The sequence below is a fragment of the Burkholderia arboris genome (assembly GCF_038723655.1).
Classification (GTDB): Bacteria; Pseudomonadota; Gammaproteobacteria; order Burkholderiales; family Burkholderiaceae; genus Burkholderia; species Burkholderia arboris.
Genome location: NZ_CP109821.1, coordinates 2736807 through 2763792, shown reverse-complemented (window position 1 = coordinate 2763792; position 26986 = coordinate 2736807). Strand labels below are relative to the sequence as shown.

The 26986-nt window shown below is 67.0% G+C and carries 23 protein-coding genes; 13 read left to right on the top strand and 10 right to left on the bottom strand.

Features of this window, described 5'->3' with window-relative positions; all coding sequences use genetic code 11:
- Positions 1-2: 2 nt before the first annotated feature.
- From OHZ10_RS12940 to OHZ10_RS12925, 4 genes are all read left to right on the top strand, one after another.
- Positions 3-1952, top strand: coding sequence for an ATP-binding cassette domain-containing protein (locus OHZ10_RS12940; RefSeq protein WP_059233512.1), 1950 nt, complete (start codon positions 3-5; stop codon positions 1950-1952).
- A gap of 220 nt (positions 1953-2172) precedes the next feature.
- On the top strand, positions 2173-4155 hold the full coding sequence (locus tag OHZ10_RS12935) for a DNA topoisomerase IV subunit B (protein ID WP_059233513.1): 1983 nt from the start codon (positions 2173-2175) through the stop codon (positions 4153-4155).
- A 69-nt stretch (positions 4156-4224) separates the two neighbouring features.
- Positions 4225-6546 carry a DNA topoisomerase IV subunit A gene (gene parC / locus OHZ10_RS12930; protein ID WP_342702689.1) on the top strand — a complete coding sequence of 774 codons (2322 nt, stop codon included), beginning with the start codon at positions 4225-4227 and terminating at the stop codon, positions 6544-6546.
- Positions 6547-6802: 256 nt separating this feature from the next.
- Entirely contained in the window at positions 6803-7261 is a 459-nt protein-coding gene (locus OHZ10_RS12925) for a CopD family protein (protein ID WP_059233515.1), read from the top strand.
- A 38-nt stretch (positions 7262-7299) separates the two neighbouring features.
- On the opposite strand, the gene OHZ10_RS12920 is transcribed toward OHZ10_RS12925, so the two are convergent.
- A complete protein-coding gene (locus OHZ10_RS12920; protein ID WP_059233516.1) occupies positions 7300-8184 on the bottom strand; it encodes a LysR family transcriptional regulator in 885 nt (294 codons plus the stop codon).
- Positions 8185-8296: 112 nt separating this feature from the next.
- On the opposite strand from OHZ10_RS12920, the gene OHZ10_RS12915 reads away from it, so the two are divergent.
- On the top strand, positions 8297-8743 hold the full coding sequence (locus OHZ10_RS12915) for a multidrug/biocide efflux PACE transporter (RefSeq protein WP_059233517.1): 447 nt from the start codon (positions 8297-8299) through the stop codon (positions 8741-8743).
- 49 nt (positions 8744-8792) lie between these two features.
- On the opposite strand, the gene OHZ10_RS12910 is transcribed toward OHZ10_RS12915, so the two are convergent.
- From OHZ10_RS12910 to OHZ10_RS12880, 7 genes are all read right to left on the bottom strand, one after another.
- Positions 8793-10001: a chromate transporter gene (locus OHZ10_RS12910; protein ID WP_059233518.1), complete on the bottom strand. Its 1209-nt coding sequence runs from the start codon at positions 9999-10001 to the stop codon at positions 8793-8795.
- Positions 10002-10205: 204 nt separating this feature from the next.
- Entirely contained in the window at positions 10206-12545 is a 2340-nt protein-coding gene (locus OHZ10_RS12905) for a bifunctional diguanylate cyclase/phosphodiesterase (protein WP_059233519.1), read from the bottom strand.
- Between the two features lie 217 nt (positions 12546-12762).
- Complete coding sequence (locus OHZ10_RS12900) at positions 12763-13647, bottom strand: PhzF family phenazine biosynthesis protein (protein ID WP_059233520.1); 885 nt, start codon at positions 13645-13647, stop codon at positions 12763-12765.
- 13 nt (positions 13648-13660) lie between these two features.
- On the bottom strand, positions 13661-14119 hold the full coding sequence (locus tag OHZ10_RS12895; RefSeq protein ID WP_006478174.1) for a RidA family protein: 459 nt from the start codon (positions 14117-14119) through the stop codon (positions 13661-13663).
- Positions 14120-14161: 42 nt separating this feature from the next.
- Entirely contained in the window at positions 14162-15343 is a 1182-nt protein-coding gene (locus OHZ10_RS12890) for a PLP-dependent aminotransferase family protein (protein ID WP_059233521.1), read from the bottom strand.
- Positions 15344-15495: 152 nt separating this feature from the next.
- Positions 15496-16404: a DMT family transporter gene (locus OHZ10_RS12885; protein ID WP_059233522.1), complete on the bottom strand. Its 909-nt coding sequence runs from the start codon at positions 16402-16404 to the stop codon at positions 15496-15498.
- 55 nt (positions 16405-16459) lie between these two features.
- Positions 16460-17152 carry a VOC family protein gene (locus OHZ10_RS12880; protein ID WP_342702680.1) on the bottom strand — a complete coding sequence of 231 codons (693 nt, stop codon included), beginning with the start codon at positions 17150-17152 and terminating at the stop codon, positions 16460-16462.
- Between the two features lie 230 nt (positions 17153-17382).
- On the opposite strand from OHZ10_RS12880, the gene OHZ10_RS12875 reads away from it, so the two are divergent.
- From OHZ10_RS12875 to OHZ10_RS12860, 4 genes are all read left to right on the top strand, one after another.
- Positions 17383-18843, top strand: a complete 1461-nt coding sequence (locus OHZ10_RS12875) for a PLP-dependent aminotransferase family protein (RefSeq protein ID WP_124452912.1) — start codon at positions 17383-17385, stop codon at positions 18841-18843.
- Between the two features lie 161 nt (positions 18844-19004).
- The gene (htpG, locus tag OHZ10_RS12870; protein WP_174992925.1) at positions 19005-20903 is read left to right on the top strand and encodes a molecular chaperone HtpG; all 1899 of its coding nucleotides are present in this window, start codon (positions 19005-19007) and stop codon (positions 20901-20903) included.
- Between the two features lie 8 nt (positions 20904-20911).
- On the top strand, positions 20912-21508 hold the full coding sequence (locus OHZ10_RS12865) for a chorismate--pyruvate lyase family protein (RefSeq protein ID WP_174992924.1): 597 nt from the start codon (positions 20912-20914) through the stop codon (positions 21506-21508).
- Positions 21508-21984, top strand: a complete 477-nt coding sequence (locus OHZ10_RS12860; protein WP_174992923.1) for a DNA-deoxyinosine glycosylase — start codon at positions 21508-21510, stop codon at positions 21982-21984. Before OHZ10_RS12865 ends, OHZ10_RS12860 begins: the two co-directional genes overlap by 1 nt.
- 46 nt (positions 21985-22030) lie before the next feature.
- Here OHZ10_RS12860 and OHZ10_RS12855 read toward each other — a convergent pair whose 3' ends face one another.
- Positions 22031-22285 (bottom strand): hypothetical protein, encoded by a 255-nt coding sequence (locus tag OHZ10_RS12855; RefSeq protein ID WP_059233526.1) that lies wholly within the window; start codon positions 22283-22285, stop codon positions 22031-22033.
- A 142-nt stretch (positions 22286-22427) separates the two neighbouring features.
- Between OHZ10_RS12855 and OHZ10_RS12850 the strand changes: the two genes are divergently transcribed.
- The 4 genes from OHZ10_RS12850 (at position 22428) to OHZ10_RS12835 (ending at position 26287) form a co-directional block, all read left to right on the top strand.
- Positions 22428-23345, top strand: coding sequence for a hypothetical protein (locus tag OHZ10_RS12850; RefSeq protein ID WP_059233527.1), 918 nt, complete (start codon positions 22428-22430; stop codon positions 23343-23345).
- Between the two features lie 199 nt (positions 23346-23544).
- Positions 23545-23787, top strand: coding sequence for a DUF3311 domain-containing protein (locus tag OHZ10_RS12845; RefSeq protein WP_059233528.1), 243 nt, complete (start codon positions 23545-23547; stop codon positions 23785-23787).
- Positions 23784-25334: a monocarboxylate uptake permease MctP gene (gene mctP, locus OHZ10_RS12840; RefSeq protein ID WP_256085118.1), complete on the top strand. Its 1551-nt coding sequence runs from the start codon at positions 23784-23786 to the stop codon at positions 25332-25334. Before OHZ10_RS12845 ends, mctP begins: the two co-directional genes overlap by 4 nt.
- A gap of 431 nt (positions 25335-25765) precedes the next feature.
- Positions 25766-26287, top strand: coding sequence for a hypothetical protein (locus OHZ10_RS12835; RefSeq protein WP_342702674.1), 522 nt, complete (start codon positions 25766-25768; stop codon positions 26285-26287).
- A 54-nt stretch (positions 26288-26341) separates the two neighbouring features.
- Here the strand turns inward: OHZ10_RS12835 and OHZ10_RS12830 are convergent, their stop codons facing one another.
- A complete protein-coding gene (locus OHZ10_RS12830) occupies positions 26342-26797 on the bottom strand; it encodes a VOC family protein (RefSeq protein ID WP_059233531.1) in 456 nt (151 codons plus the stop codon).
- Positions 26798-26986 lie beyond the last annotated feature (189 nt).

Sequence of the window (26986 nt, the reverse complement as noted above, 5' to 3'; positions counted from 1 at the left end):
CCATGTCGCTCTATTCCATTACCGGCGCGCAGCTCGCGTTCGGTCACGTCGCGTTGCTCGATCACGCGGATTTCTCGCTGGAAGCCGGCGAGCGCGTCGGCCTGATCGGCCGCAACGGTGCGGGCAAGTCGTCGTTGCTGAAGATCGTCGCCGATCTTGCCAAGCCTGACGACGGGCTGATCACGCGCCAGCAGGAACTCGTGACCGTCTACGTGCCGCAGGAGCCCGAGTTCGAACCGGGCGCGACGGTGTTCGACGCGGTTGCGTCGGGGCTCGCGCATACGCGCGAACTGCTCGAAGAATACGATGCGATTGCGCACCGCCTTGCGGATATACCGGAAGGTGCCGAGCACGATGCGCTGCTCGCGCGGATGAACGCGCTGCAGTCGTCGCTCGATGCGCACGACGCGTGGAGCTGGCGCACGCGTGTGTCGATGACGCTCGCGCAGATCGGCCTGCTCGACGGCGACGCCAGCGTCGATGCACTGTCGGGCGGGATGCAGAAGCGCGTCGCGCTGGCGCGTGCGCTGGTGCTGCAGCCCGACGTGCTGCTGCTCGACGAACCGACCAACCATCTCGACTTCGACGGCATCCGCTGGCTGGAAGAGCTGCTCGTCTCGCAGCGCGCGGGCCTGCTGTTCATCACCCACGATCGCGCGTTCCTCGACCGCGTCGCGACGCGGATCGTCGAGCTCGATCGCGGCCGGCTGCTGTCGTATCCGGGCAATTTCTCCGCGTACCAGACGCGCAAGGCGCAGCAGCTCGAAGTCGAGCGCGTGGAAAACGACAAGTTCGACAAGTTGCTCGCGCAGGAAGAAGTGTGGATCCGCAAGGGGGTCGAGGCGCGCCGCACGCGCAGCGTCGGCCGCATCGCGCGGCTCGTGCAGATGCGCAACGAGCGCGCGGAGCGCCGCAATTCGCAGGGCAACGTGAGGCTCGACGTCGCGCAGGGCGAGAAGTCCGGCAAGATCGTCGCGGAGCTGACCGACGTGACGAAGCGCTATGGCGGCCGCACGGTCGTCGACCGTTTCACGACGACCGTCATGCGCGGCGACAAGATCGGCTTCGTCGGCCCGAACGGTGCGGGCAAGACCACGCTGCTCAAGCTGATCCTCGGCGAGCTGAAGCCGGACGAAGGCACGGTGCGCACCGGCACGAACCTGCAGGTCGCGTATTTCGACCAGATGCGTGCGCAGCTCGACCAGGACAAGAGCCTCGCGGATACGATCAGCCCCGGCAGCGAATGGGTCGAGATCGGCGGCGTGCGCAAGCACGTGATGAGCTATCTCGGCGATTTCCTGTTCGCGCCGGAACGCGCGCGGTCGCCGGTGAAGTCGCTGTCGGGCGGCGAGCGCAACCGTCTGCTGCTCGCGCGCCTGTTCGCGCGTCCGGCTAACGTGCTGGTGCTCGACGAACCGACCAACGATCTCGACATCCCGACGCTCGAACTGCTCGAAGAACTGCTGGCCGACTACGACGGCACGGTGCTGCTCGTCAGCCACGATCGCGCGTTCCTCGACAACGTCGTGACGTCGGTGATCGCGGCCGAGGGCGACGGCAAGTGGCGCGAATACGTCGGCGGCTTCAGCGACTGGCAGATCCAGAGCGAGCGTTCGGAGCAGCTCGCGCAGCAGGAAGCCGCGAAGCGCGCGGTCAAGGAAGCGGCGCCGGTGAAGGAAGACCCGGCGAAGAGCGCCGCGGGCCGCAACGCGCAGCGCACGGTGAAGCTGTCGTTCAACGAGCAGCGCGAGCTCGATTCGCTGCCGGAGAAGATCGCCTCGCTCGAGGACGAGCAGAAGACGATCAATGCGCAGCTCGAGGACGGCTCGATTTTCGCGAAGGATCCGCAGGAAGGCACGCGCCTGACCGAGCGCTTCGCGGCGATCGACGATGAATTGCTCGCCGCGCTCGAGCGGTGGGAAACGCTCGAGGCGAAGCGCAAGCCGGCGTGACGCGTGCGGCGCGCGCCAATCCCGCCATTGGCGCGCCACGCGGAACCAGTAGAATACCGCGCGTTCAGGGTCGCGCAGCGCACGCCGCGCGCCCGCTTTCGGAGCAGTCCAAGCACACCGTTGTTTCGATTCGCTTTTTTACGGAACTCAACGTTTTGTCCACGACGTTATCCACACGAGGTGTGGACAACGTCCCGATGAATGACGAAATTCAGCGCCTATGTCAACGAAGAAACCCAGCGCGGCCTATAGCGAAGCATCGATCAAGGTGCTCAAGGGTCTCGAGCCGGTCAAGCAGCGGCCCGGCATGTACACCCGTACCGAGAATCCGCTGCACATCATCCAGGAAGTCATCGACAACGCGTCCGACGAGGCGCTCGGCGGCTACGGCAAGCAGATCACGGTGACGCTGCACGCCGACCAGTCGGTCTCGGTCGAGGACGACGGTCGCGGGATCCCGTTCGGCATGCACCCCGAAGAAGGCGTGCCGGTCGTCGAAATCGTGTTCACGCGCCTGCACGCAGGCGGCAAGTTCGACAAGGCCGCCGGCGGCGCCTATACATTCTCGGGCGGCCTGCACGGCGTCGGCGTGTCGGTGACGAACGCGCTCGCGACGCGCCTCGACGTAACGGTCTGGCGCGACGGCAAGATCGCCGAGCTTGGCTTCGCCGAAGGCGACGTCGTCAAGCCGCTCGCGACGCAGGGCGCGGGCCGCGGCGAGAAGAAATCCGGCACGCGCGTGCAGGTGTGGCCGAATCCGAAGTACTTCGATTCGCCGAACCTGCCGCTCGGCGAGCTGCAGCGTCTGCTGCGCTCGAAGGCCGTGCTGCTGCCGGGCGTCGAGGTCGTGCTCGTCAACGAGAAGAGCGGCGAACGCCAGACGTGGAAATATGAAGACGGCCTGCGCGGCTACCTGCTCGACGAAATGAACGGCAGCGAACTGCTGATCCCGCTGTTCGAAGGCGAGCGGTTCGCCGATTCGCGTTCGGGCGACGATACGTTCGCCGAAGGCGAGGGCGCGTCGTGGGTCGTCGCGTGGAGCGAGGAAGGTTCGCTCGTGCGCGAGTCGTACGTAAACCTGATCCCGACGCCGGCCGGCGGCACGCATGAATCCGGCCTGCGCGACGGCCTGTACCAGGCCGTGAAGAGCTTCGTCGAGCTGCACAACCTGCAGCCGAAGGGCGTGAAGCTGCTCGCGGAAGACGTGTTCGCACGCGTGTCGTTCGTGCTGTCCGCGAAGGTGCTCGATCCGCAGTTCCAGGGGCAGATCAAGGAGCGCCTGAACAGCCGCGACGCGGTGAAACTCGTGTCGTCGTTCTCGCGCCCGGCGCTCGAGCTGTGGCTGAACCAGCACGTCGAGCACGGCAAGAAGCTCGCCGAACTCGTGATCAAGCAGGCGCAGGCGCGCACGCGCGCGGGCCAGAAGGTCGAGAAGCGCAAGAGCTCGGGCGTCGCGGTGCTGCCCGGCAAGCTGACCGACTGCGAGACCGAGGATATTGCGCGCAACGAACTGTTCCTCGTCGAGGGCGACTCGGCGGGCGGCTCCGCGAAGATGGGCCGCGACAAGGAATACCAGGCGATCCTGCCGCTGCGCGGCAAGGTGCTGAACACGTGGGAAACCGAGCGTGACCGCCTGTTCGCGAACAACGAGGTGCACGACATCTCGGTCGCGATCGGCGTCGATCCGCACAGCCCCGACGACACCGTCGACCTGTCGAACCTGCGCTACGGCAAGATCTGCATCCTGTCGGATGCGGACGTCGACGGCTCGCACATCCAGGTGCTGCTGCTCACGCTGTTCTTCAAGCATTTCCCGCAACTGATCGAGCGCGGCCACGTGTGCGTCGCGCGGCCGCCGCTGTTCCGCGTCGACGCGCCCGCGCGCGGCAAGAAGGCCGCGCAGAAGCTCTATGCGCTCGACGACGGCGAACTCGAAGCGATTCTCGACAAGCTTCGCAAGGACGGCGTGCGCGAGACCCAGTGGAGCATCAGCCGCTTCAAGGGCCTCGGCGAAATGAGCGCCGAGCAGCTGTGGGACACGACGATGAACCCCGATACGCGCCGCCTGATGCCCGTGAAGCTCGGCGAGCTCGACTACGAGGCGACCGTCGCGCGCATGACGATGCTGATGGGCAAGGGCGAGGCAGCCGCGCGGCGCGGCTGGCTCGAGGAAAAGGGCAACGACGTCGAAGCGGATATCTAAGCAGGGAATCCGCACGGCCGGGCACGACGCCCGGCCCGGCCTCTCGCTACTTACGAATACGGAATTCAGATGGACGACAATACTTCCGATCTCTTTGCCAGCCCCGACGCGCCCGAGAGTGACGCGCTGACGCTCGGCAACTACGCGGAGCAGGCGTATCTCAGCTACGCGGTCAGCGTCGTGAAGAGCCGCGCGCTGCCCGACGTGTGCGACGGCCAGAAGCCGGTGCAGCGCCGGATCCTGTTCGCGATGAACGAAATGGGCCTCGGCCCGGACGCGAAGCCGGTGAAATCGGCGCGCGTGGTCGGCGACGTGCTCGGTAAATACCACCCGCACGGCGACCAGTCGGCGTATGACGCGCTCGTGCGTCTCGCGCAGGATTTCTCGCTGCGCTACCCGCTGATCGACGGGCAGGGCAACTTCGGTTCGCGCGACGGCGACGGCGCGGCGGCGATGCGATACACCGAAGCGCGGCTCACGCCGATCGCGAAGCTGCTGCTCGACGAGATCGACCAGGGCACGGTCGACTTCATGCCGAACTACGACGGCTCGTTCGAGGAGCCGAAAACGCTGCCGAGCCGCATGCCGTTCGTGCTGCTGAACGGCGCGTCGGGCATCGCGGTCGGTCTTGCCACCGAAATCCCGTCGCACAACCTGCGCGAAGTCGCGGCGGCGGCGGTCACCTTGATCCGCAATCCGAAGCTCACGCACGCGGAGCTGATGAACCTGATCCCCGGCCCGGACTTCCCGGGCGGCGGCCAGATCATCTCGAGCGACACCGAGATCGCGGCGGCGTATGAAACCGGCCGCGGCAGCCTGAAGGTGCGCGCGCGCTGGAAGATCGAGGATCTCGCGCGCGGCCAGTGGCAACTCGTCGTGACCGAACTGCCGCCGAGCACGTCGGGCCAGAAGGTACTCGAGGAAATCGAGGAACTGACCAACCCGAAGCTCAAGCTCGGCAAGAAGACGCTGACGCCCGAGCAGCTCAACACGAAGAAGGCGATGCTCGACCTGCTCGATGCGGTGCGCGACGAGTCGGGCAAGGAAGCGGCGGTGCGGCTCGTGTTCGAGCCGAAGTCGCGCACGATCGACCAGACGGAATTCGTGAATACGCTGCTCGCGTACACGAGCCTCGAATCGAACGCGACGCTGAACCTCGTGATGATCGGCGCCGACGGCCGCCCGGGCCAGAAGGGCCTGCTGACGATCCTCGACGAGTGGGTGAAGTTCCGCCAGCTGACGATGACGCGCCGTTGCCGCCATCGTCTCGCGAAGGTCGACGACCGCATCCACATCCTCGAAGGGCGGATGATCGTCTTCCTGAACATCGACGAGGTGATCCGCATCATCCGCGAGTCGGACGAGCCGAAGGCCGCGCTGATGAGCGCGTTCGGCCTCAGCGACCGTCAGGCCGAAGACATTCTCGAAATCCGCCTGCGCCAGCTCGCGCGGCTCGAGAAGATCAAGATCGAGAAGGAACTCGAAACGCTGCGCGACGAGAAGGCGAAGCTCGAGGAGCTGCTCGCGAACGAAAGCGCGATGAAGCGGCTGATGATCAAGGAGATCGAGGCCGACGCGAAGCAGTACGGCGACGATCGCCGCACGCTGATCCAGCAGGAAAAGCGCGCGACGTTCGAGGCGAAGGTGGTCGACGAGCCGGTGACGGTCGTCGTGTCGCAGAAGGGCTGGGTGCGTGCGCTGAAGGGCCACGGGCTCGACCCGGCCGCGTTCTCGTTCAAGGCCGGCGACAGCCTGTACGCGGCGTTCCAGTGCCGCACGCCGGACCGGCTGATTGCGTGGGGCAGCAGCGGCCGCGTGTATTCGGTCGACGTGTCGGTGCTGCCGGGCGGGCGCGGTGACGGCGTGCCCGTCACGTCGCTGATCGAGCTCGAGTCGGGCTCGCACCTGATGCACTACTACGCGGCGCCGGCCGACCAGCAACTGCTGCTCGCGTCGAGCAACGGCTTCGGCTTCCTCGCGAAGGTCGGCGACATGGTGAGCCGCGTGAAGGCCGGCAAGGCATTCATGACGATCGACGCGGGCGCGGCGCCGCTCGCGCCGATGCCGATGCTGCCGAACGCGACGCAGGTCGCGTGCCTGTCGAGCGGCGGCCGCCTGCTCGTGTTCGGGATGGACGAGATGAAGACGCTGTCCGGCGGCGGGCGCGGCGTGATCCTGATGGCGCTCGACGACAAGGAAACGCTCGTGCAGGCGCTCGCGATCGATTCGGCCGGCGTCGTGCTGATCGGCACGGGCCGCGGCGGCAAGGCGCAGGACGAGACGCTGTCGTATGCGGGGCTCGCGCCGCACATCGGCAAGCGCGCACGCAAGGGCCGCGCACCGGAGACGAAGCTCAAGGTCGTCAACGAGTTGCGTCCGCTGCTCGGCTGACGCCGCGCGCGGATCGCCCGGATCGTCCGGTTCGGCCGCGATCGAAGGCCGCACGTCCGCTTCGGCGGGTGTGCGGCTTTTTCTTCGAGGGCGGGGGTTGGGGTAAGCAAGCGTGGCGCTGTCACGCGAAACTTGCAAAATATTGTGAAATCGCGCCGAGGGTCTGAACCGAGAGGCGACCGGCCGGTCGAACGTCGCTTGATGCCGCGTGTGACGCGGCCGTTCGCCGCACCCCACTCATCACAGGATTGTCGCCATGTCCCACGCTGTTGCCGTCGCGCTGTTTCTTCATCTGCTGGCCGTTGCCGTGTGGGTGGGCGGGATGGTCTTCGCGAACTTCTGCCTGCGCCCGGCGCTGTCCGACCTGTCGCCGCAGCTCCGGCTGCCGCTGATCGAAGGCGTGTTCGGTCGCTTCTTCAACTGGGTGGCGGGCGCCGTCATCGTGATCCTGCTGTCCGGCGGCTTCCTGCTCATGGAATTCGGCGGCGCGCACGCGACGTGGTCGCTGCATGCGATGGCCGGGCTCGGTGTCGTGATGATGCTGATCTTCGGGCATATCCGCTTCGCGCTGTTTCCGCGCATCCGTCGGGCGGTGCAGGCGCAGAACTGGCCGGACGGCGCGCGCGCAGTGAACGCGGTGCGCCTGCTCGTCGTCGTGAACCTGGTGCTCGGCGTCGTCACGGTCGGGGCGGCCGTGCTGTCGCGCGGTTTCTGATCGTTCGTCATCGGCCGCCGGCCCGGCGGCCTGCGCCGCTACGCGGCGAGCATTGCATCGAGCAGCCACGCGCCGGCCGGGCCGAGCGGCCGGTTGCGCGACCACACCGCATCCACCCGCACGCGGCGGGGCCAGCCGCGTGAGCGCAGCTCGCACAGGCGGTCGCGTGCGAAGTGCTCGACCATCCAGCGCGGCAGTTCCGCCCAGCCGAACCCCAGCACGGCCATTTCCAGCAGCATCAGGTAGCTCGGCGCCAGCCAGTGCTGCGTGCCGACGACGATCCGGTCGTCGGTGCCGCGACCTTCCGTTTTCACATAGGTATTGAGGCGCAGTTCGCGCACGTCGCGCAGCGCCGCGTGCGGCACCTCGGCGTCGCCGTATTCGGCGAGCGCGTGGGTGCGGCCGACGAACAGCCCGATCTCCGATTCCTCCGCCACCGTCGCCGCGCCGATATCGGCCGGGTAGGCCGTTCGCGCGGCCATCAGCCCGAGCTGCGCGCGGCCTTGCTGGATCAGGTCGAGCACGTCCTCGTGCTCGGCGATCTGGCATTCGAGCTCGAGCGCCGGAAAGCGCCTTTCGAGCGCCATCAGCGTCTCCTCGTAACGCTTTGACTGGTACGTATCGGACACGACGAGCGTCAGTCGCGCTTCCTCGCCGTGCGCGAGCCGCGCGGCGGTGCGGTCGATCGCCGCACTGGCCTCGAGGGCGCGCTGCACCTGCGGCAGCAGCGCGCGCCCGGCGTCGGTCAGCGTCGGCGTGCGCGTGGCGCGATCGAACAACTGCACACCGAGATCGATTTCGAGGTTCGCAATCGCCTCCGACACGGTCGACTGGCGCTTGCCCAGCTTGCGTGCGGCAGCCGTGAACGAGCCGAGCAGCGCGGCTTCGGCGAAAGCGAGCAGGGCTTCGGGGGCGTGGTGCATGCGGCGCTCCAGACTCTGTTATATCGGTAAAACCGATGATAACAAACTGGATTCATACGGTATCGCCGATCAAAATGGCCGACATGAATCAAGCAACGGATGGGAGAGCATCATGAAACAGATGAACAAAACGGTGACGGAACGGCTGCTGCATGCGCTGACGTTCGAGCTGGTCGCAATCGCGCTGTGCGCACCGATCGGCGCGTGGCTGCTCGACATGCCGGTGTCGCACGTCGGCGTGCTGACGGTGATGGTGTCGCTGATCGCGATGGCGTGGAACATGGCGTTCAACACGCTGTTCGACCGCTTCGAGCGGCGGGCGGGACTGAAGCGCACGCTCGGCATGCGGATCGCGCACGCGGTCATGTTCGAGCTTGGCCTCGTCGCGATGGTGGTGCCGGTTGCCGCGTGGTGGCTGAACGTGAGCCTCGTCGAGGCGCTGCTGCTCGACCTCGGCATCGTGCTGTTCTTCCTGCCTTACACGTTCGGCTTCAACCTCGCCTACGACGCGCTGCGTGCCCGCTGGATGGCGCGCCGGGTCGCGGTGCAGGCCGGTTGAGGGCGGTCGGGGCGGATTGAGCCGGGCAGGGCGACGAGGCCGTCGCCCGTCAGCGCGCGGCGGCCCACAGCCACACGCTGCACCCGACGGCGACCGCACCGTAGACGGCATAGACGGGCACCTTGAAGCGCGTGAAGCACAGCGTCGCGAAGGCGCCCGTCAGCCAGTAAACGGGGTCGGCCGGCTCGCGATGCAGGATCTTCACGACGGCGACGACGAGAAAGCCCGTCGTCGCCGCGCGCAGCAGGCGCATCCCGTGCTCGAAGCGCGCATGGCGCTTGAGCCGGAACAGGTGGTTCTGCGCAAACACGACGAGACATCCCGACGGAATGAACAGCGCGGCCGTGGCGAGCAGGGCGCCGACCCAGCCGTCGGTCAGGTAACCGAGAAACGGCACGACGTTCAGCAGCGGCCCCGGTGCCACGGGCGACAGCGCGAACGCCAGCGTGAAGTCGTGATCGGAGATGCCCGTCGCCGGCGAGACGAACAGCGTCTTGAGCACCGGCAGCGCGGAAAAGCCGCCGCCGAACAGCGTCATCCCGGCGCCCGCGAGGCGCGGCCACAGCAACTGCGCCTGGTAATCGCCGGGCAGCGGCACTGCGAACAGCACGACGAGCACGCCGAGCAACACGAGCAGGTTGCGGTCGCGCTTCGACAGCGTGAAATCGACTGCATCGCGTTGCGACGGCCCCGTCAGCCAGCCCGCTGCAAACGCAGCGAACAGAATCCCGACGAAAGCGGCCGGACTATGTGCGAAAGCGAGCAGAATCGTCGACAGCGCGGCGATCGTCTGTTCAAGCCGCGTCCGTGCGAGCGAGCGCAACTGTTTGACCCACGTGACGCCGATCAGCGCGGCGAGCACCATCCCGAAGTGATTGATCAGCATCGGCGCGGCAAGCGAGCGCACGAGCGGTGTCTGATAGAAGACCGCGAACAGCGTCATCAGGATCGAGAACGGCAGCACGCTCGCGATGCCGGCAACCCACGCGCCGGCGCGGCCATGCAGCGTCTGGCCGACCTGCACGGCAACATTGCAGCCGACCGGGCCCGGCACGAGCCAGGCGAGCGCGACGAGATCGCCGAAGACGTGCGGCTCGATGCGTTGCAGCCGCTCCACGTAGTGGCGTTCGAGCTGCGCCATCATCGAAAGCCCGCCCCATGAGACCGCAGAAATGCCGGCAATGACCTTGAACAAGGCCCACAGGGATGCCTGTGCCTCTTCGACACGGGCGGTCGCTTCGACTTCGACGGTGGTCATGATTGTGTTGTTGGCGCAGGGCCGGATCTCTCGCGTAGGGCCATGCCGGCGGCCCGCCGACACGTAGGCCCTCCCGATTGTCCGCCGCGCATCATGACACTGCCATGCGCGAAAACGCTAGTTAATGAACTAAACGATCGGATCGAAAAACGAAACAATTGCGGCGGTGCGCAACGTGCGCCGCAGTTGCAGCGGTAGCGCCGCTCAGGCGCCCGTGCTGCCGGTCGCGCGATGCGCGATGACGTTCGGATGGTCGCCGCGCACGCCGAAGCGCGCGATCAGCGCGGGGATCGCATCGGCCGGCACCGGGCGCGAGAACAGGAAGCCCTGCGCCTCGATCTCGCCGAGCGCGGACAGCCACGTGATCTGCTCCTCGGTTTCCGTGCCTTCGACGACGACGGTCAGGCCGAGCGAGCGTGCGAGATGCACGATCGACGACACCATCACGCACACGCTGCGATCGTTCGGGATGGCCTGCACGAACGAGCGGTCGACCTTCAGCGTGTCGACGGAGAAGCGGTGCAGGTACGACAGCGACGAGTAGCCGGTGCCGAAATCGTCGAGCGCGATGCGGATGCCGAGTTTCTTCAACGCGACGATTTTCTCGGACACGAGCTCCGGATATTCCATCATCGCGGTCTCGGTGATCTCGAGTTCGAGCCGGTTCGCGTCGATGCCGGTTTCCTGCAGCGTGCGCGAGATCGTTTCGATCAGGTCGCCGCGCCAGAACTGCACGGGCGAGATGTTGACCGCGAGCGTCAGCGTGTCGTGGCCCTCGTCGCGCCAGCGCGCGATCTGCTCGCACGCGGTGCGGATCACGAAGTCGCCGATCGGCACGATCAGGCCGGTCGATTCGGCAATCGAAATGAATTCGTTCGCGGAGATGATCCCGTGCTCGGGATGATCCCAGCGTGCGAGCGCCTCGAAGCCGGTGATGTAACGGTGGGTGAGGTCGATCTTCGGCTGGTACGCGAGGAACAGCTGCCCCTCGGCGAGCGCGACGCGCAATTGCTGTTCCCAGCGCATCAGGTGATCGGCACGGTGCGACAGGTGCGGCGCATAGAACTGGTAGCAGTTCTTGCCGGCGTCCTTCGCGCTGTACATCGCGAGGTCGGCCTTCTTCAGCAGGTCGATCTCGCTTTCGTTCGCGACGGTGTGCAGTGCGATGCCGATGCTCGCATGCAGCACGAACGAACTGCCGCGCACGTCGAACGGCTCGGCGAACATCCGGATGATCGCTTCCGCGAGCCGCACCGCGCGCCGCTCGACGTCGTCGCCCTTCATCACGACGACGAACTCGTCGCCGCCGATGCGCGCAAGCGAGCCTTCGTCGCCGACTGCATCGGCCAGACGCGACGCGGTCATTTGCAGCACGATGTCGCCGGCATTGTGGCCGAGGGTGTCGTTGACGGTCTTGAAGTTGTCGAGGTCGATGAACAGCAGCCCGAGCCGCGACAGGCTCGTCGGCATCGACACGTCGTTGCGCAGCCCGCGCAGCGTCGCATAGCGGTTCGCGAGGCCGGTGAGCAGGTCGTATTCGGCGAGTTGCGTCATCTCGCGCTCGCGGCCGAGCAGCTTGCCGATCAGGCCCGTCGCGACGCCAAAGAACGCGAGCATCGCGAGCGTGATGAAGCTCGTCATCAGCAGGTAGACGTTGCGGGTGTGGTAGTAGTCCGCGAACTCTTCCGTCTGCGACAGCCCGACCATCACCGCGAGCGGGTAGCCGTCGAGGTGGCGGTACGACACGATGCGCGTCACGCCGTCGATCGGGTCGATGATCGTGCCCGTCACGCGCTCGGCGATCGGGTAGACGCCCGATGCCGAAAACGCGCCCGGCGCGTTGTTCAGCGAGCCCGTGCGCCGCGCGAGCACCGTGCCCGTGTCGGATACCACCGCGATCACGCCTTCCTTGCCGATCGCCGCGTTGTTGTAGAAGTCGTTCGTGAAGTAGCTCGGGTCTTCCGACACCACGACGATGCCCGCGAAACTGCCGTCCGGGTTGTTCAGGCGCCGCGTCATCTGCAGCGTCCAGTGGCTCGACACGCGGCCGAGCACGGGTTTGCTGATGAAGAGGCGGTCGTCGTTGTGCGCGAGGTGGACCTTGAAGTGCTCGCGGTCGGACAGGTTGATCGGCTGCGGATGAAGCTCGGCCGTGTTCGCGAACAGGATGCCCTTCGCGTTGACCAGCGACACCTGGATCAGCGTGTCGCTCGGCACGACGCCTTTTTCGACGGCGCTCGCGAGATTGAAGCGCCCGGGCGACTTCTCGAACTCGAACTTGACGAAGCGGGTGATCTGGTCGACCTGGTGGATCGCCTTGACCGTATGCTGCTCGAGCGCCGAAGAGAGGATGGCCGCGGAAGCCGCCGCTTCCTTGTAGGCGCTGTCCTTTTCCACCGACAGCCGCGCGATGATCACGGCCCACAGCAGCGCGAGCGCCAGCATCCCGAGCAACGGGATCGCAAATAGCGCACGCCGGCGCGATTTGCGCGGCGCGCGTAGCGGCCGGGTCGGCGGCGTGTGGTTGGACCGGGCAGAGCTCATCGAAGCGGGTGGCGTCCTGCTCGCGTGCGCCATCCGTCTGGATGGCGGGCTTGGGTTGGGGTTATCCCGGCGTCTGTTCGTTCGCAGGATGCGCAACCATGGACAGACGTCCGAAACAACGGATTAGGCCCGATATTACTGGTTGGAGCGTTTTTGCGATAGTTGGGCGAAGCGTAGGGGCGCCGGACGAGCCGGCGCCATCGCACATCGCGGAATGTCAATCAGGTGACCGGAACGTGCCGTCGACGACCGTCACGACATGGCCGCCGATCCAGGTCGTGCCGTCTTCGTCGTAGCTGACGAAGATGCGGCCGTCGCGGCCGATCGCCGTGCCCTGGCGGGCCGTATACGACGGGCCGGGGCGGCGCTCCTGCCGCGTCAGCAGCCCGGCCAGCGCGGCGTTTGCGCTGCCGGTGACGGGATCCTCGCCCGGGGTGCCGAACTTGCCGCCCGTCATCAGGCAGCGGATCTCGAACGTCGCGGGGCCGCCTTCGGCGTGCGGTGCGTAGGCGGCGAGGCCGTCCACGCCGTAGCGCCGGGTCAGCGCCTCCAGCGCGACCGGATCGGGCGACAGGCCGATGCACGCTTCGGCCGACTTCAGCCGCACGACCAGCCACGGTGCGCCGTTGTCGACCGCGCACGGCTCGGCCTCGAGGTCGAGCGCGTCGCTGCGCAGCGCGGCGGCCAGCGCCGCGTAGTCCGAGCGGTCGAGCGGCGTGACGCGTGCCGGCGGCGCGGCGAATGCCCAGCCGTCGGCCTGCTCGCGCAGCGCGACCCGGCCGACCCCGCACTGCTGGATCAGCCGGCCCGGCGTGCGCGGCCGCGCGCCGCTTTCGAGGAACGCATGCGCGGTGCCGAGCGTCGGGTGGCCGGCGAACGGCAGTTCGCCGCCCGTCGTGAAGATCCGGACGCGGTAGTCGGCTTCCGGATCGGTCGGCGTGCAAAGGAAGGTCGTTTCCGACAGGTTCGTCCAGCGGGCGATCTCGAGCATGGCGTCGTCGCCGAGCGAATCGGCGTCGAACACCACGGCAAGCGGATTACCCTTGAACGGCACCGACGAGAACACGTCGACCTGCTTGAAGCGGACGAGACGGCCAGGCATCGCGCTGCGCGTGTCAGGCAACTTCGGCGATCAGTTCGATCTCGACGCACGCGCCGAGCGGGATCTGTGCGACGCCGAAGGCCGAGCGAGCGTGCTTGCCTGCATCGCCGAACACTTCCGCGATCAGCTCCGACGCGCCGTTCGTCACGACGTGCTGTTCGGTGAAGTCGAGCGTCGAATTGACGAGGCTCATCAGCTTCACGATGCGCGTGACCTTGTTCAGGTCGCCGGTGTGCGCGTGCAGCGTCGCGAGCAGGTCGATCGCGATCGAGCGGGCGGCCGCCTTGCCGTCTTCCGTCTGCAGATCCGCGCCGAGCTTGCCGGCCCAGACCTTGCCGTCCTTCTTCGCGATGTGGCCCGACAGGTACACCGTGTTGCCGCTTTGCGCGCTCATCACGTAGGCGGCAGCCGGGGCGCCGGCGGTCGGGAGCTCGATGCCGAGCGACTTCAGTTTGTCGTAGACGTTAGCCATGCGTTCGATTCCTCGTAGAGAGTCGTGACAGGAAAAAGGGGATCAGAGACGTTCGCGCAGCAGCTTGCCGAGGCGCGCGACGCCTTCCTCGATCTTCTCGGGCGGCACCGTCACGAACGACAGGCGCAGCGTGTTCTGCTGCGCGTTGTCCGCGAAGAACGGCGCGCCCGGCACGAAGGCGACGTGATCGTCGACGGCGGCGGCGAGCAGCTTCATGCTGTCGATTTGCCCGGGCAGGTTCACCCAGATGAACATCCCGCCTTCCGGGCGGTTCCACGTGACGCCTTCCGGCATGTGGCGCTCGAGCGCGCCGAGCATCGCGTCGCACTGCGCGCTGTACAGCTCGCGGATCGTCGGGATGTGCTCGTCGAGGAAGCCGTCCTTGATCACTTCGTGCGCGATGCGCTGCGTGAGCGTCGGCGTGTGCAGGTCGGTGGCCTGCTTGGCCTGCACGAGCTTGAAGTGGAGTTCCTCCGGCGCAATGATGTAGCCGATCCGCAGGCCCGGCGCGAGCACCTTCGAGAACGTGCCGAGGTGCACGATGTGGTCGGGCGCCATCGACAGCATCGTCGGCAGCGGTTCGCCACGGTAGTTCAGCGCGCCGTACGGATCGTCTTCCAGCACCGGGAACGGGCTCGACTGCGCGAACGCGGCGAGCGCGCGGCGGCGCTCGACGGGCAGGCGGCGGCCGGTCGGGTTCTGGAAGTTCGGCTGCGCGTACAGCAGCCGCGCGCCTTGCGTGAGTTCGGGGGTCAGGCCTTCCGGCAGCAGGCCCTGTTCGTCGGTCGGCACCTGCACGTAGCGCGGCTCGTACAGCGAGAACGATTGCAGCGCGCCGAGGTAGGTCGGCGTTTCGACGAGGATCGGGCTGTCCGGATCGACGAGCGCCTTGCCGAGCAGGTCGAGCGCCTGCTGCGAGCCGGTCGTGATCAGCACCTGCGACACGCGCACGCTGTAGCGCTCGGCGATCCACTCGCGCAGCGGCAGGTAGCCTTCGGTCGCGCTGTACTGGAGCGCGGCGGCCGGCGCGTCGCGCAACACGCGATCGGCGGCGGCGCGCATGCGCTCGGCCGGGAACGTCGCGGGGGCAGGCAGGCCGCCGGCGAACGAGATGACCTCGGGGCGTTCCGTGACCTTCAGGATCTCGCGGATCGCAGAGCTCGTCAGCTTGCGGGCGCGTTCGGAAAGCTGCCAGTGCGGCGGGTGCAGGTCGCTCGGATTCATAGTCTCCTCGTTCGGATATCGTGGTCAGTCAAGAAAGGTCGTTCGGGCGCATCGCTTCGACGCTGCCGGGTGGGCAGGCGTGAACGCGATCGAGCCTTCGCGGCCGGGTGGGCAAAACCGATCAGGCAAAACAATCATTATGGCGCACCTCATCAACCGGCGCGAGCGGGGCGCGCGGCCGTGGCGACCGCCGAGCGGCGCCCGAGCACGACGGTGGCGATCACGGCAGCCGCGAACAGCCACGTCGACGACGTGACCGTTTCGCCGAACAGCAGCGCGGAAAAGGCGATCGTGAAGAAAATCTGCAGCAGTTGCACCTGGCCGACGCGCGCGATGCCGCCCATTGCGAGCCCCGCGTACCACGCGAAAAAGCCGATGAATTGCGAAAACAGGGTCACGTAGCCGAACGCGAGCCACGTGCGCAGCGCGAGCGGGCCCGGATGCGCGGCATGCTGCATCCACGCGAGCCAGCCGACCGGCAGCACGAGGAACGGCGCCGACACGACGAGCGCCCAGCAGATCACCTGCCAGCCGCCGATCTGGCGTGCGAGGCGCGCGCCTTCCGCATAGCCGAGCGCGCCGATGCCGACCGCGACGAGCATCAGCGCGTCGCCGGCCTGCACGGTGCCGCCGCCGTCGCGCAGCGCGAACGCGATCACGAGCGCGCTGCCTGCGACCGCGCTGGCCCAGAACGCCTTCGACGGCCGCTCGTGCGACAGCCACGCCGCGTACAGCGCGACGAACAAGGGTTGCAGCCCGTTGACGACCGCGCCGTGCGACGCCGGTACCGATTTCATCGCCCACGCGGAGAACACCGGATACGCGATGATCACGCCGGCCGACGTGATCGCGAGGCTTTTCAGCTGCGCGCGGGTCGGCAGCGCCTCGCGGCGCCACCACAGCAGCAGGCCGGCCGGCACGGCGGCGGCGAGTGCGCGGCCGAGCCCGTTGAGCAGCGGGTTGAGTTCGGACACGACGATTCGCGTCATCGGCAGCGTCAGGCTGAAGATCATCACGCCGATCAGGCCGAGCAGCATGCCCCGGGTTTCGCGCGAATTCATGTTGCAGGTGTCTCCATATTGCAGGGTCGTTGTAATCGGGCAAGCGGCAGGGCGGTCAGCGCAGCGTGCGCGCACCCTGCGGCGTATCGAATTCGGCGACGAGCGCCGGCGGGCCGTCGGTGGATTCGAGGTCGAGCAGGTGGGCGGCGCCGAGCCAGTCGAGCTGCTCGCGGATCGTGTCCGCGTGCGGGTGGGTGCCCTTGAGCGCCTTCAGCGCGATAGCGTCGCCCGGCAGCGATTCGGCCGGGTGGCGCACGCTGGCCCACTGGATCAGCGACGGCGCAACGCCGTCGCCCGAGCCCTGCCACGCGGGGAAGCTGCCGTCGTCCGGCACCGTGAGGCCCCAGTTCAGCTCGCCGCGTTGCATGGCGACCACGGGGGCGATGCGGTCCGGGTACTGGCTCTGCCACAGCGCAAGCTGGCGCGGCCGGTCGACGCGAGCGACCCAGTGCGCGAGAAACGGCCCCTTCGCAAGCCGTGCGTGCATCGCCGGATCGTCGAGACCGAACATCCGCGCGCGCGGCGGCTTTGCGCCGTCATCCGGCGCCGGTGCGTCGGGGTCGATCGCGATCACTTCGAGGTAAAGCCCGCCCCACGCGCCGAACAGCGCATTGTGGGTCCGCATCAGCGGGTGGCGGCCGCCGCCGGCCGGTTCGATGCCGAGTGCGTCGGCGACATGGCGCACGCCTTCGTCGAGCGTGCGCGCGGCGATCACGAGATGGTCGAGTGTCAGGGAGCGGGCTGGCATGAGCGTCGGTCGGGAAGCGAAAGTGTCATGGTAGGCGGACGAGGTGCCGGGCGGGGGCCGGACCGGCCGGCGCACCGGCCGCGAAGCGGGCCGGCGGGCGCAGCGCCAGGTGCGGCGGGGCCGGAACGGCGGCCGCACGATCGCCATTCCGGTCAACTGTAATCGTCGCTACCGGCACAGTAACGGTACAATCGGCGCGATAGCCTTCGGTACAGTTGGAGCTGCCGCTCATGTCCACCGTCCCACTTGCCCAGATTCCCGTGCCGCACGACACGGCCACGCTCACGCTCGTCGACCAGCTGGTCCAGTGGGCGCGGCGGCGCATCGACGAACGCGTGTTCCGTCCCGGCATGCGGATGCCGTCGATCCGCAAGCTCGCGCTCGACAAGAGCGTGTCGCGCTTCACCGTCGTCGAGGCATACGAGCGCCTCGTCGCGCAGGGTTACCTCGACTCGCGGCGCGGCTCGGGCTTCTACGTGCGCGAGCGCACGGCCGCCGGCCCGCAGCCGGCCGACAGCGTCGCACGCGTGGCCGAGGCCGCGCCCGTGCACAACACGATCGACGTCGTCTGGCTGCTGCGCAACATGCTGCACACCGTCAGCCCGGAGAAGGGCCCCGGCCTCGGCTACCTGCCGGGCCGCTGGCTCGACGGCGAGCTGATCACCGGCGCGCTGCGCGCGCTCGGGCGCCAGTCGGGCGCGCAGATGCTCGGCTTCGGCACCGCGCAGGGCTTCCTGCCGCTGCGCCAGCAACTGCAGACGCGCCTCGCCGAAGTCGAGATCGGCGCGAAGCCCGAACAGATCGTGCTCGTATCGGGGATTACGCAGGCGATCGACCTGATTTCGCGGATCTACATGCGGCCCGGCGACGCGGTGATCGTCGGCGATCCCGCCTGGTTCCAGATGTTCGGCCGCTTCGCGGCGCAGGGCGCGCAGCTCGTCGGGATGCCGTACACGCCGGACGGCCCCGATCTCGACGCGCTCGAAACGCTGGTGCAGATGTGGCGGCCGAAGATGCTCGTGATCAACTCGGTGCTGCAGAACCCGACCGGCACGTCGCTGTCGGCCGCGCAGGCGTTCCGGATCCTGAAGCTCGCGGAAGCGTACGACTTCCTCGTCGTCGAGGACGACGTGTACGGCGACCTGTGCCCGCCGAGCTATCCGGCGACGCGCCTCGCGAGCCTCGACCAGCTGAAGCGCGTGATTTATCTCGGCAGCTATTCGAAGACGCTCGCGGCGAACCTGCGGGTCGGCTATGTCGCGTGCGCGCCGGAGATCGCGAAGGCCGTCACCGACCAGAAGATGCTGGTCGGGATGACGACGCCCGAACTCAACGAGCGCGTGCTGTACAAGATCCTGACCGAAGGGCATTACCGGCGTCACGTCGAGCGGTTGCGCGCGCGGCTTGACGGCGTGCGCGACAAGACCGCGCGGATGCTCGAGCGCACCGGGCTCGGGCTGTTCACGATGCCGGCGGCCGGGATGTTCCTGTGGGCCGACACGGGCGTCGATTCGGACGCGCTCGCGGCGGTCGCGCACGAGGCCGGCTTCCTGCTGACGCCGGGCAGCCTGTTCTCGCCGCAGCAATCGCCGTCGACGTGGATGCGCTTCAATGTCGCGAACTGCGGCGATCCGGCGCTGCCGGGGCTGCTGGCAGGCTATATCGACTCGGCGGTGCGGCGCGCGTCGTGACGCGGCGCCGCACGCCGCGTCTTGAAATCCCGCGCGCCGTCCCCAGATACGCGCGCAAACCGCTGGCGTCAGGCGGTCGTCCCCGACGGGACCGCCGCCGGCATCGCGTGCCGGGCGCCTGCGCCACACCATTCCCGTTCACGTAAGAGGAAACCGTATCCATGGCACATGAAACGATGAGCTTTCAGGCAGAGGTCAAGCAACTCCTCCACCTGATGATCCATTCGCTCTACAGCAACAAGGAAATCTTCCTGCGCGAACTGGTGTCGAACGCGTCCGACGCGGCCGACAAGCTGCGTTTCGAAGGGCTCGCGGACAACGCGCTGTACGAGAACGATCCGAACCTGCGCATCCGCATCGGCTACGACAAGGCCGCGCGCACGATCACGATCGACGACAACGGCATCGGCATGAGCCGCGACGAAGCGATCGCGAACCTCGGCACGATCGCGCGTTCGGGCACCAAGGAATTCTTCACGAAGCTGTCGGGCGACCAGCAGAAGGATGCAGCGCTGATCGGCCAGTTCGGCGTCGGCTTCTACTCGGGCTTCATCGTCGCGGACAAGATCACCGTCGAAACGCGTCGCGCGGGCCTGCCGGCGAACGAAGCCGTGCGCTGGGAAAGCGCGGGCGAGGGCGATTTCACGATCGACGCGATCGAGCGCGCGCAGCGCGGCACGACGATCACGCTGCACCTGCGTGAAGGCGAGGACGAGCTGCTGTCGTCGCACCGCCTGCAGTCGATCGTCCAGAAGTATTCCGACCACATCGCGCTGCCGATCCTGATGCAGAAGGAAGAATGGGATCAGGAAAAGGGCGAGATGGTCCTGAAGGACGAGGACGAGACCGTCAACCAGGCGAGCGCGCTGTGGACGCGTTCGAAGAGCGACGTCACCGACGAGCAGTACACGCAGTTCTACCAGCACATCGCGCACGATCACCAGGATCCGCTCACGTGGACGCATAACCGCGTCGAGGGCCGCAGCGAGTACACGCAGCTGCTGTTCGTGCCGTCGCATGCGCCGTTCGATATGTGGAACCGCGACTATCGCGGCGGCCTGAAGCTGTACGTGAAGCGCGTGTTCATCATGGACGACGCCGAGCAGCTGCTGCCGCAATACCTGCGTTTCGTGAAGGGCGTCGTCGATTCGGCCGACCTGCCGCTGAACGTGTCGCGCGAGATCCTGCAGGAAAGCCGCGACGTGAAGGCGATCCGCGAAGGCGTGACCAAGCGCGCGCTGTCGATGCTCGAAGAGCTCGCGAACGCGGAAGAGGATGCCGGCAAGGAGAAGTACAAGACGTTCTGGAGCGCGTTCGGCCAGGTGCTGAAGGAAGGCCTCGGTGAAGATCACGCGAACCGCGAGCGCATCGCGAAGCTGTTGCGCTTCGCGTCGACGCACGGCGATACCGACGCGCAGGACGTGTCGCTTGCCGACTACGTGTCGCGCATGAAGCCCGAGCAGAGCAAGATCTACTACGTGACGGCCGACGCATGGCAGGCCGCGAAGAACAGCCCGCATCTCGAGGTGTTCCGCAAGAAGGGCGTCGAGGTGCTGCTGCTGACCGACCGCGTCGACGAATGGATGCTGTCGTTCCTGCAGGAATTCGACGGCAAGCCGCTCGCGAGCGTCGCGCGCGGCGATCTCGATCTCGGCGAGCTGAACGACGAGGAGAAGAAGGCGCAGGAGCAGGCGGGCGAAGCGATCAAGCCGGTCGTCGAGAAGATGAAGGAAGCGCTCGGCGACAAGGTGAAGGAAGTGCGCGTCACGTTCCGCCTGACCGATTCGCCGTCGTGTCTCGTCGCGGACGACAACGACATGAGCGGCTACCTGCAGCGGATGCTGAAGGCGGCCGGCCAGAACGCGCCGGCGATGCAGCCGATCCTCGAGATCAATCCCGATCACGCGCTCGTGAAGCAGCTGAATGCCGACAGCGCCGATTTCGGCGACTGGTGCCATCTGCTGTTCGATCAGGCGCTGCTGGCCGAAGGCGGCATGCTCGACGATCCGGCGAGCTTCGTGAAGCGGACCAACGCGCTGCTGCTGTCGCGCGCCGCGTGAACGCACGCATGCGATTCGACGGCGGTCAGGCCGGCTGGCGCGAGACGCCGCGGCCTGGCTGCTCGCTCGACCAGCGCGACTGGCTGACGCGCGGCGGATCGCTGACCGCGCATCTCGCGCGGCTCGGCCACGTGAACGTGCGCGTGACGCGCGAGGCCGTCGACTGTCCGTGGTTCGACGAGCCGGACGCGCTCGCCAGTTCGCCGCGCGCGCCGATGTGGGTGCGCGAGGTGATCCTGTCGGTCGACGGCACGCCGTACGTTGCCGCGCACAGCATCGCGCCGCTCGCCGCCAGCAAGGGTGTGTGGCAGGCGATGCGGCGGCTGCGCACGCGGCCGCTCGCGGAGCTGCTGTACAGCGATCCGCAGGTCGAGCGCTCGTCGCTCGTCAGCCGGCGCGTGATTGCGGGACATCCGTTGTATGCGCTCGCGAGCCATGCGCTGCGGGGTGAGCGTGCGCCGCATGCGTTCGCCGCGCGGCGTTCGGTGTTCCAGCGTCATGGCAAGCCCTTGATGGTCACCGAGTGCATGCTGCCGGCGCTGTGGCGCCATCTGGCCGCGCACGGCGACGGGCCCCGATCCGTCGGCCCGCGCGGAGACGCGTGATGCTGCAGGGTTTTCCGCCGGTCGTCGGGCCGGATACGCACACGATGATCCTCGGCAGCTTTCCGGGCGAGGCGTCGCTCGATGCCGCGCAGTATTACGCGCATCCGCGCAACCAGTTCTGGCGGTTGTTGGGCGCGGTGCTCGGCGAGGCGACGCTTCACGAACTGCCGTACGACGCGCGGCTCGAGCGCGTGCTTGCGCACGGCATCGGCATCTGGGACGTGCTCGCCGCGTGCCATCGCCAGGGCAGTCTCGATTCTGCGATCCGGCATGCGAAGCCGAATGATTTCGACTCGCTGCGTGCGCATGCGCCGTTGCTGAAGCGCGTGTGCTTCAACGGCAAGACGGCGGGGCGGTTCGCCGACGTGATCGGCGAGGCCGGGTACGAGACGCTCGTGCTGCCTTCGTCGAGCCCGGCGAATGCGATGCTGTCGTTCGAGCAGAAGCTCGTGCAGTGGCGGCAGATTCGCGGCTGATGTCGGCACGAATGCCAGGGCAGCGGGGGACCATCGCCCCCGGCGCTCACTTGCCCTTGCCCCATCTCCACCCGGGCTTCTCGCCCTTGATCCAGCACACCAGGGTCAACAGCGCGACCAGCACCACGATGCAAGCGCCGTAGGTGACCGGCGATCGCCGAGGCGGCGCCAGCCAGGCGCTCGCGATGATCCCGATCACGAACAGCAGCAGCACGACCCAGCCCTGCCACGCGACCGGCAGCCCCCATCCCCAGCCATAGCGTTTCGCCGGAAACCAGATTTTCTTGTCGTTCGAGGTCATGCGTCCTCCTCCGATCAACGATTGCAGCGTAGCGCCAACGGGAGTCGAAGTCATGCGCGACCGGGCGGCGGCACGGCTTCCGCCCTGCACCAATGCTATCCTCTCGTCCGCTAAAACCAGCATCACCCAGCGAGATTCAATCATGACCCGACTGATCAAGCGCGCGTCCGCCGAGGCGCGTGCGTTCAAGCAAGGCAAGCCGTCTCCGTACAACGGCTCCGAAAAACTCCAGCCGCCGCGCGTCAAGCGCCGCCCGGACATCGACGAACACGACGACGTGCCGGTGCTCGAAGCGCCGCGCAAGCCGCGCTTCGCGCCCGTTACGTTCTCCGAAGAGGGCGGCGTGCGCTTCCTGCACTTCGGCACCGAATGGGTGCAGGGCGCGATGCGGATCTCGAAGCCGCTGCACATCGAGCTCGAATACGCGCAGCAGATGATGGCGTGGCTGCTGTTCCTCGAAACGCCCGAGCGGATCGTCCAGCTCGGGCTCGGCACCGGTGCGCTGACCAAGTTCTCGCATCGGTTCCTGCCGAACGCGAAGGTCGAGGCCGTCGAGCTGAACCCGGCCGTGATCGTCGCGGCGCGCACGATGTTCGCGCTGCCGCCGGACGACGCGCGCCTCGCCGTGCATGAAGCCGACGCGTGGGACTTCGTCAACGACCCGGCCAACCGCGGCACGACGGGCGCGATCCAGATCGACCTGTACGACGCGACCGCGCGCGGCCCCGTGCTCGACAGCGTCGCGTTCTACCGCGCGGTGCGCGGCTGCCTCGCCGATGCGGGCATCGCGACGATCAACCTGTTCGGCGATCATCCGAGCTTCGTGCGCAACATGAAGCACCTGAACGCGGCATTCGATCATCGCGTGATCGCGCTGCCCGAAGTGCACGACGGCAACCGGATCGCGATCGCGTTCTCGGGCCCGGCGCTCGACGTGCCGTTCGCGCAGCTCGACGCCCGCGCGAAGCTGATCGAGGACACGCTGAAGTTGCCCGCACGCAAGTGGGTGAAAGCTTTGAAAGAAACGACCGGCGCACGCGACACCGCGTTCGCGATCTGACGCTTCATGCACCGGCAGCCGGCCGGTGCAACCACGCGACAAGGGGCGGATCACCTCGGGTTCGCCCCTGCTTGACCGCGTGCTCGCGGCTCCTATACTGGCGCGAAGCCAGGGGAGCCGCAGCCTACCCGTTTCGCCGCTCCTCTCGGCGCCGTACCCGCTCAACAAGATCGATAACCGGGAAAGAAGAGGAGACGTCATGGCTCACGATGCCGACGCCAACCGAGCCGCCAAGCGCTGGCTCTGGCTGCTGGTACTGCCGCTGATCGCGATGGTCTGGGTACCGTCGTACAGCAAGATCGAACCGCAGTTGTTCGATTTTCCGTTTTTCTACTGGTACCAGCTGCTGTGGGTCTTCATCAGCGCTGTGATCACCGCGTTCGTGTACTTCAAGACCAAGAACGCGTGGAAGGCGAGCGGCCCGCAGGGAGGTGGGCAATGAATCTCGGCGCAACCTTCGTCTTCGTCCTGCTGTTCATCGGCGTCACGATCATCGGTTTCCTGGCCGCGAACTGGCGGCGCGGCGATCTCGCCCATCTCGACGAATGGGGCCTCGGCGGACGCCGCTTCGGCACGATCGTTACGTGGTTCCTGCTCGGCGGCGACCTTTACACCGCCTACACGTTCGTCGCGGTGCCCGCGCTCGTGTTCGGCGCCGGTGCGATGGGCTTCTTCGCGCTGCCTTATACGATCCTGATCTATCCGTTCGCGTTCGTCGTGTTCCCGAAGTTGTGGAGCATCGCCAAGCGGCATGGCTATGTGACGGCCGCCGACTTCGTCAACGCACGCTACGGCAGCCGGATGCTGGCGCTCGCGGTCGCGGTGACGGGCATTGTCGCGACGATGCCGTACATCGCACTGCAGCTCGTCGGCATCGAAGTGGTGATCGGCGCGCTCGGCTTCGACACGACCGGCTTCGTCGGCGACCTGCCGCTGATCATCGCATTCGCGATCCTCGCCGCGTACACATACACGTCGGGGCTGCGCGCACCGGCCATGATCGCGATCGTGAAGGACATCCTGATCTACATCACGATCGCCGCGGCCGTCATCGTGATCCCCGCGAAGCTCGGCGGCTTCGGGCATATCTTCGCGAGCGTGCCGCCCGCGAAGCTGTTGCTGAAGGCGCCCGATGCGATGAGCCTGAACGGCTACAGCGCCTACGCGACGCTTGCGATCGGCTCGGCGCTCGCGCTGTTCCTGTATCCGCACTCGGTCACGGCGATCCTGTCGTCGTCGTCGGGCAACTCGATCCGCCGCAACATGGCGATGCTGCCCGCGTACTCGTTCGTGCTCGGCCTGCTCGCGCTGCTCGGCTACATGGCGCTCGCGTCGGGCGTGAAGGACATGCCGCAGTACGCGCCGTACTTCAAGGCGTTCGGCCCGAACTTCGCGGTGCCCGCGCTGTTCCTCGAGTACTTCCCGTCGTGGTTCGTCGGCGTGGCGTTCGCAGCGATCGGCATCGGCGCGCTGGTGCCCGCGGCCATCATGTCGATCGCGGCCGCAAACCTGTACACGCGCAACATCCACCGCGAGTTCGTGAACCGCAACATGTCGCACGAGCAGGAGACGCACGTCGCGAAGCTCGTATCGCTGATCGTGAAGGTCGGCGCGGTCGCGTTCATCCTCGGGCTGCCGCTGACCTACGCGATCCAGCTGCAGTTGCTCGGCGGGATCTGGATCATCCAGACGCTGCCCGCGATCGTGCTCGGCCTGTACACGCGCGTGCTCGACCATCGCGGCTTGCTGGCCGGCTGGGCGGCCGGCATCGTGTGCGGTACGTGGATGGCGATCTCGCTGAAGCTGGCCGGGTCGATCTTCACGATCCACCTGTTCGGCCTCGCGATTCCTGGCTACGCCGCCGTGTGGTCGCTGATCGTGAACCTGGTGGTGTCGGTGGTGGTGAGCGTGCTGGTGCGCGTGATGGGCATGGCGCATGCGGAAGATCGCACGCGGCCGGAGGATTATCTCGACGTCGTCGAGGGCTGATTCCCCTGCCTTCTGTTGCAGTTTCGACACGACGCCCGCGACGCAAGTCGCGGGCGTTTTGCATGGTGCGCCGCGAACGCCCCGTGCGGCGGTGCATGCGTGTGCGCCGATCTCCAAGCGATTCTAAATCCGCTACGCCGTGGCGAAAATCGGTGCAAGACCGATTGGATCACGCGCGAACCGCTTGTCAATAATGCGTCCCGCCCGGCTGTACCGGGTGTTTCGATCTCCACACGATCCGATGATATGAGGGATGCAATGACAAAGATTGGGTTGATGGTATTCGGTTTGTGCTGCATGGCGCTGGCCGGTTGCGTGAACGCGTACTACCGGTGAGGCGCAGCATGAGAATCCTGTTGATGTGGGCGCTGGTCGCGCCGGTCCTGCTCGCCGGCTGCGCGAACATGTACTATCGCTGACGGCGGGCCGCGATGAAAACGATCTTGTCGGTCGCCGCGCTGTGCGTGGCGCTCACCGGCTGCATTTCGGTGTATGGCCCCGGGCAGCGATACGCGGCGCGCGATGCGCCGCCGGACAAACACGATACGGCCGACGGTGCGTCCGATGCGCCCGGTACCGAAGCAGCGTCGCGCATCGTGATCGGTAATCGCAAGTATGACGAAGTATGGGCGGCGGTCGCGCAGTTCTACGCGGACCACAAGCTCGCGGTGCGCATCAGCGATCGCGACGCGGGCGTCGTTGCCGCCGCGTATGCCGATTATCCGAACGCGGGCAACTTTCTGGACTGTTCCGAACTGAAGCAGACGTCGAACGTGACGCACACGCTGAAAGTCGTCACGCGCATCGACGAGGCGACGCAAGGTGTGAGCGTGTCGATCGACGTCGCGGGCATGGCCGGCGTGGTCGCGGCAGGCAAGCAGAAGGGGGCGCGCGTCGCGTGCCGCTCGAACGGTACGCTGGAACAGACGCTGACGGAGGTGCTGCGCAAGTAGCGGGCCCGCCCGGATCGCCGCAGCAGCGCGGCGTCCGGGCGGCGAGCGCGTACGTTACTGCCCTGCGCGCTTCGCGAGATCCTCGCGTTGCGACAGGTCTTCGACGTTGACCATCCAGTGCACGCCGAAACGATCCTTCGCCATTCCGAAGCCGAGCGCCCAGAACGTCTTGCCGAACGGCATCGTCACTTCGCCGCCATCGGCGAGCGCATTGAACAGCTTCTGGCCTTCCTCGACCGTCGCCGGGTTCAGCGACAGCGAATAGCCGGCATGCATGCCGCCGCCGGGCTGGCTGCAGTCGCCGTCCGAGCACATGATCATCGAGTCGCCGATCGTGAAGCTCGCGTGCATCACCTTCTCGGCCATCTCCGGCGTCATCGGGTAATCGGGGTTCGGCGGCGCATCCTTGAAGTGCATCTTGAACATCGTCTTCGCACCGAGTGCCTTTTCGTAGAACTGAAGGGCTTCGTCGGCGCGACCGTAGAACGTCAGGTACGGTTGGACTTGCATCGTTGTCTCCTGTGATGGGCCGGACCCACGCGTCGGCGCGGGTTCGGGGTCGTGCAAGATTGACTGGGAAAGGGCACGTCGAGAGGCGGCCGGCGCACCCGTGACGTGGATTGTAGTGCGCGAGATTGACGATGGAGTGAAAAATAAAAACGGCCGCGAACATGAGGTTCGCGGCCGTGTGCGGCGTCC

What these genes read in the sequence shown, in the direction of transcription:
- OHZ10_RS12890 (WP_059233521.1), bottom strand. Translation starts at nt 15,343, where the DNA reads ATGAATCCGAGCGACCTGCACCCGCCGCACTGGCAGCTTTCCGAACGC.
- htpG (WP_174992925.1), top strand. Translation starts at nt 19,005, where the DNA reads ATGGCACATGAAACGATGAGCTTTCAGGCAGAGGTCAAGCAACTCCTC.
- mctP (WP_256085118.1), top strand. Translation starts at nt 23,784, where the DNA reads ATGAATCTCGGCGCAACCTTCGTCTTCGTCCTGCTGTTCATCGGCGTC.
- OHZ10_RS12850 (WP_059233527.1), top strand. Translation starts at nt 22,428, where the DNA reads ATGACCCGACTGATCAAGCGCGCGTCCGCCGAGGCGCGTGCGTTCAAG.
- OHZ10_RS12885 (WP_059233522.1), bottom strand. Translation starts at nt 16,404, where the DNA reads ATGAATTCGCGCGAAACCCGGGGCATGCTGCTCGGCCTGATCGGCGTG.
- OHZ10_RS12875 (WP_124452912.1), top strand. Translation starts at nt 17,383, where the DNA reads ATGTCCACCGTCCCACTTGCCCAGATTCCCGTGCCGCACGACACGGCC.
- OHZ10_RS12915 (WP_059233517.1), top strand. Translation starts at nt 8,297, where the DNA reads ATGAAACAGATGAACAAAACGGTGACGGAACGGCTGCTGCATGCGCTG.
- OHZ10_RS12900 (WP_059233520.1), bottom strand. Translation starts at nt 13,647, where the DNA reads ATGCCTGGCCGTCTCGTCCGCTTCAAGCAGGTCGACGTGTTCTCGTCG.
- OHZ10_RS12925 (WP_059233515.1), top strand. Translation starts at nt 6,803, where the DNA reads ATGTCCCACGCTGTTGCCGTCGCGCTGTTTCTTCATCTGCTGGCCGTT.
- parC (WP_342702689.1), top strand. Translation starts at nt 4,225, where the DNA reads ATGGACGACAATACTTCCGATCTCTTTGCCAGCCCCGACGCGCCCGAG.
- OHZ10_RS12920 (WP_059233516.1), bottom strand. Translation starts at nt 8,184, where the DNA reads ATGCACCACGCCCCCGAAGCCCTGCTCGCTTTCGCCGAAGCCGCGCTG.
- OHZ10_RS12935 (WP_059233513.1), top strand. Translation starts at nt 2,173, where the DNA reads ATGTCAACGAAGAAACCCAGCGCGGCCTATAGCGAAGCATCGATCAAG.
- OHZ10_RS12855 (WP_059233526.1), bottom strand. Translation starts at nt 22,285, where the DNA reads ATGACCTCGAACGACAAGAAAATCTGGTTTCCGGCGAAACGCTATGGC.
- OHZ10_RS12835 (WP_342702674.1), top strand. Translation starts at nt 25,766, where the DNA reads ATGAAAACGATCTTGTCGGTCGCCGCGCTGTGCGTGGCGCTCACCGGC.
- OHZ10_RS12905 (WP_059233519.1), bottom strand. Translation starts at nt 12,545, where the DNA reads ATGAGCTCTGCCCGGTCCAACCACACGCCGCCGACCCGGCCGCTACGC.
- OHZ10_RS12860 (WP_174992923.1), top strand. Translation starts at nt 21,508, where the DNA reads ATGCTGCAGGGTTTTCCGCCGGTCGTCGGGCCGGATACGCACACGATG.
- OHZ10_RS12910 (WP_059233518.1), bottom strand. Translation starts at nt 10,001, where the DNA reads ATGACCACCGTCGAAGTCGAAGCGACCGCCCGTGTCGAAGAGGCACAG.
- OHZ10_RS12895 (WP_006478174.1), bottom strand. Translation starts at nt 14,119, where the DNA reads ATGGCTAACGTCTACGACAAACTGAAGTCGCTCGGCATCGAGCTCCCG.
- OHZ10_RS12830 (WP_059233531.1), bottom strand. Translation starts at nt 26,797, where the DNA reads ATGCAAGTCCAACCGTACCTGACGTTCTACGGTCGCGCCGACGAAGCC.
- OHZ10_RS12880 (WP_342702680.1), bottom strand. Translation starts at nt 17,152, where the DNA reads ATGCCAGCCCGCTCCCTGACACTCGACCATCTCGTGATCGCCGCGCGC.
- OHZ10_RS12845 (WP_059233528.1), top strand. Translation starts at nt 23,545, where the DNA reads ATGGCTCACGATGCCGACGCCAACCGAGCCGCCAAGCGCTGGCTCTGG.
- OHZ10_RS12940 (WP_059233512.1), top strand. Translation starts at nt 3, where the DNA reads ATGTCGCTCTATTCCATTACCGGCGCGCAGCTCGCGTTCGGTCACGTC.
- OHZ10_RS12865 (WP_174992924.1), top strand. Translation starts at nt 20,912, where the DNA reads ATGCGATTCGACGGCGGTCAGGCCGGCTGGCGCGAGACGCCGCGGCCT.